This window comes from Streptomyces sp. NPDC054840 (genome assembly GCF_053611065.1).
This window is the reverse complement of the sequence record NZ_JBSGZP010000661.1, coordinates 1-4050: the sequence shown is the minus strand read 5'-3', so window position 1 is coordinate 4050 and position 4050 is coordinate 1. Positions and strand designations below refer to the sequence as shown.

The 4050-nt window shown below is 76.8% G+C and carries 1 protein-coding gene and 1 pseudogene; both read left to right on the top strand.

All coding sequences use genetic code 11. From position 1 onward, the window contains the following. A pseudogene (locus ACWGIU_RS31795) lies at window positions 1-2436 on the top strand (family 2 glycosyl transferase); the annotation flags it as partial. Beyond that, window positions 2433-3917 carry a DUF5719 family protein gene (locus tag ACWGIU_RS31790; RefSeq protein ID WP_453711575.1) on the top strand — a complete coding sequence of 495 codons (1485 nt, stop codon included), beginning with the start codon at window positions 2433-2435 and terminating at the stop codon, window positions 3915-3917. The pseudogene ACWGIU_RS31795 and the gene ACWGIU_RS31790, both read left to right, overlap by 4 nt. The last annotated feature ends 133 nt before the right edge of the window (window positions 3918-4050 follow it).

Below are 4050 nucleotides of genomic sequence, written 5' to 3'. Positions count from 1 at the left end.
GGCCGGCACGGCGGAGGCAGCGTCCTCGACGCTCCCCGCGAGGACGGCGACTACCTGGTGGAGACCGAGCGCTTCGCCCGCCTCAAGCGGCTCGCCCGCAACCCCGCGCCCGTACTCCTCGCCCTCCTGGCAGTCGTCTCCCTCGCCGCCTGCCGCGGCCTGATCGGCGGCGGCTCCCTCATGGGCGGCGCCCTGCTGCCCGCTCCCGGCAGCGGCTCCGACCTCTGGGGCGCCTACACCGAAAGCTGGCACGCCGTCGGCACCGGCTCCACCGCCTCCGCGCCGCCCTACCTGGCCGTCCTCGGTACCCTCGCCACCCTGCTGTTCGGGTCCACCCAGGCCGCCCTGACCCTGCTGCTCGTCGGATCCGTCCCGCTCGCCGGCCTCACCGCCTACTTCGCCTCCCGCCCGCTCGTCGAATCCCGGCTGCTGCGCGCCTGGGCGGCCGTCGCCTACGCCTTCCTCCCCGCCGTGACCGGCGCCCTCGCCGGCGGCCGCCTCGGCACCGCCGTCCTCGCCGTCGTGCTCCCGCTTCTCGCCCGTGCCGCCGTCGCCGCCTTCGACCTCGCCGACGGCGCGGAAGCCGCCGACCGGCGGGGCGGCCGGCGCGCGGTGTGGACGTACATCCTGCTGCTCACCCTCACCACCGCCTTCACCCCCGTCGTATGGCCGCTGGCCGCCGTCCTCGGGATCGGCGCGCTGGTCCTGCGCCGGGCGCACTGGAAGGCGTACGGCCTGCGGCTGCTCGCCACCCTCGGCGTCCCGCTCGTCGTGCTCGCCCCCTGGTCACTGGGCCTGCTCACGCACCCCGGCCGCCTCCTGCGCGAGGCCGGACTCCCGTACGGGGCCGACTCCGCCGACGCCCTCGGCCTGCTCGCCCTCAGCCCCGGCGGCCCGGGCACCGGCCCCGTGGCGGTGCTCTTCGGCATCGTCCTGGCCGCCCTGGCCGCCCTGCTGCGCACCGACCGCGCCTTCGCCGTCCGCACCGCCTGGGCGGCCGCCCTGGCCGGGCTCCTGCTCGCCGTCGTCCTCAACCGCACCGCCTGGGCCGGACCCGCCACCCTCGTCTACGGGCTCGCCCTGCTCGCGGCCGCCGCGCTGGGCGCCGACGGAGCCAGGGAACGCGTCGCCGCCCGCAGCTTCGGCTGGCGCCAGCCGCTGGCCGCGCTCATCGCCCTGGCCGCCGCCGTGGGACCGCTGCTCGCCGCCGCCACCTGGATGGTCGCCGGCGCCGACGGCCCGCTGCAGCGCCGCGACCCCGTACAGGTCCCGGCCTTCGTCGCGGACGCGGGCGGCGACGACAACCAGACCCGCACCCTGATCCTCGACCTGGAGCCGCCCGCCACCGTCTCCTACAGCCTCGTCCGCGGCTCCGGCGGCCGCATCGGCGACGCGGAGGTCACCGCCCGCACCGGCGGCGACGCGCGCCTCGACAAGGTGGTCTCCAACCTCGTCGCCGGATCCGGCGCCGACCAGTCCAGCCAGCTCAGCGCCTTCGCCGTCCGCTTCGTGATGTTCCGCCCCGGCGGCCCCGAGGAGATCCGCCGCGTCCTCGACGCCACCCCGGGCCTCAGCCGCCGCCACCAGCAGGACGGCACCGCCCTGTGGGGCGTCGAACCCTGGCTGCCGCGCGCCGTCATCGTCTCCGGCAAGCAGGGCGAGGCCCCGATCCCCGTCGCCGCCGGACCCGTCGAGGCCCACAGCAAGATCCCCGCCGGCGACGCGGGCCGCGTCCTGCGCATCGCCGACCGGGCCGACGAAGGCTGGCAGGCCACCCTCGACGGCAAGCCCCTCAAGCCCAAGACCCTCGACGGCTGGGCACAGGGCTTCGAACTGCCCGCCGACGGCGGCCGCCTCGACCTCGTCCACGAGGACTCCCTGCCGCGGACCGCCTGGTACTGGGCCCAGGGCCTCCTCGCCCTGGTCCTGCTGGTGATGGCCCTGCCCGGCCGCCGCGCCGAGCTCGACGACGACCTGCCGGAGGAGGAGGCCGCGCTCCCGTCCCCGCCCGGCCCCGGCGAGGCCGGCGAGGGCCGCCGCGCCCGCCGGCTGCGCGCCGAGGCCGAACCGGCCCCCGTACCGGTGGAGACGGCCGAGGCCGCCGACCCGTACGCGCAGATCCCGGCGCAGGCGCAGCCCGTGTACGGCGACGACAGCTACGCGTACCAGGCGTACGGCGACCAGGGCGGTTACGCGTACGAGCCGCAGCAGCAGGTCCCCTACGAGCAGTACCCGCAGTACGACCAGCAGGGCGGGCAGACCGGTCGGACCGGTCAGGCCTACGAGGACCCGTACCCGCAGCAGCCCCCGCACCAGCCGGTCCAGAACCCGAACCAGCAGCAGTACCCCTACCCGTACGAGCCCTACCAGCCGTACGACCCGCAGCACCCCCACGCACCGCACGACCCGCGCCCGGACGGGAGCTCCCAGCAGTGAAGCAGCGCGCACCCCTGACGCTGGCGGCGGTGACCGCGGCCCTGGCCGCACTCACCGGCGTCGCCGCCCTCACCGCACCCGCCGCCGGCGGCGAGGCGGCCGACGCCAAGGCCGCCACCGCGGCCCGGATGCCGGTGGAGCGGTCCCTGCTGGTGTGCCCGGGGCCCAGCTCCTCGGACATCGCCGAGACCACGTACACGGCCTTCACCCCCGGCGCCCCCGCCGGCGAGGGCAAGGGCTCGGCCCGGCTGCTCGGCGCGACCAAGGACGCCAAGCCGGTGCTGGAACCCAAGGAGCCGGGCAAGCCCTTCGGGGCCACCGCCAGCGGCGCCGACGCACCCGCCCTCACCGGCAGCGCCGACGGCGCCCTCGCCCCCGGCTGGACCGCGCAGCTGACCACCAAGATCTCGGTCGGCCGCAGCCGGGGCGTGCTCGGCGTCGGCTGCACCGCCCCCGGCACCGACTTCTGGTTCCCCGCGGTCAGCATGGCCAAGGGGCGCGAGGACTACGTCCATCTCACCAACCCCGACGACGCCGCCGCCATCGTCGACATCAAGATCTTCGGCCCGGACGGTCCGGCCAAGCCCGACGCCGGCACGAGCGAGAGCATCCGGGTCGACCCCAGGTCCACCAAGGCCGTCCTGCTGTCCACCCTCGTCCCGGGCGCCCAGCTCGCGGACGCCACCGCCCACGTGACCACCCGCGCGGGCCGCGTCGGCGCATCCGTTCAGGTCGGTGAGGAGGGCGTGGGCGCCGACTGGCTTCCGGCCTCCGCCGACCCGTCGGGCTCGATCGTCCTGCCGGGAATCCCGGCGGACGCCGCCTCCGTACGGCTGGTCGTCTTCGCACCCGGCGAGGAGGACGCGGACCTGAAGGTGCGCCTCGCCGCACCGGGCGGCTCGATCAGCCCGGCGGGCAACGAGCAGCTGCACGTCAAAGCCGGTATGACGGCGGCCGTGGACCTCAAGGACCTGACCCGCGGCGAGCCCGGCTCGCTGCTGCTGACCCCGTCCGACCCCAAGAAGTCCGCCCCGGTCGTCGCGGCGGTACGGGTGGTCCGCGGCAGTGGCGCCAAGCAGGAGATCGGCTTCATCCCGGCCACCGGACCGGTCGGCGTACGGGCGACCGTGGCCGACAACCGGCCCGAGGAGAACACCACCCTGCTGGCCCTGACCGCCCCGGGCGCCGACGCGAAGGTCAAGGTGACCGCCTCGCCGGGCACCGGCGGCGGCGAGGCGGCCTCCCAGGAGGTCACGGTCAAGGCCGGCACCACGCAGAGCCTGTCCCTGGCCCCGGCGGGCGGAAAAGGCTCCTACGCCCTCACCGTCGAGACCCTCTCGGGCGGCCCGGTCCACGCGGTCCGCACCCTGTCCCTCCCGCACGAGGGCATCGCGATGTTCACCGTCCAGGCGTTCTCGGACGACCACTCCACGGTCTCGGTCCCCAAGGCGGCCCAGGACCTCTCCGTCCTGACCCGCTGACAGGGCGCCCCGGTCCGCGCGAGCCGGACCGGTCCCCGGCCCTGTGCGGACCCGGGCCGAGGCCCGGGCCGCCCCCGCCCCCCCGGCCCCCCCCGCCCCGCCCCGCGCCCCGGCGCCGCGCCGGCGGGCCCCC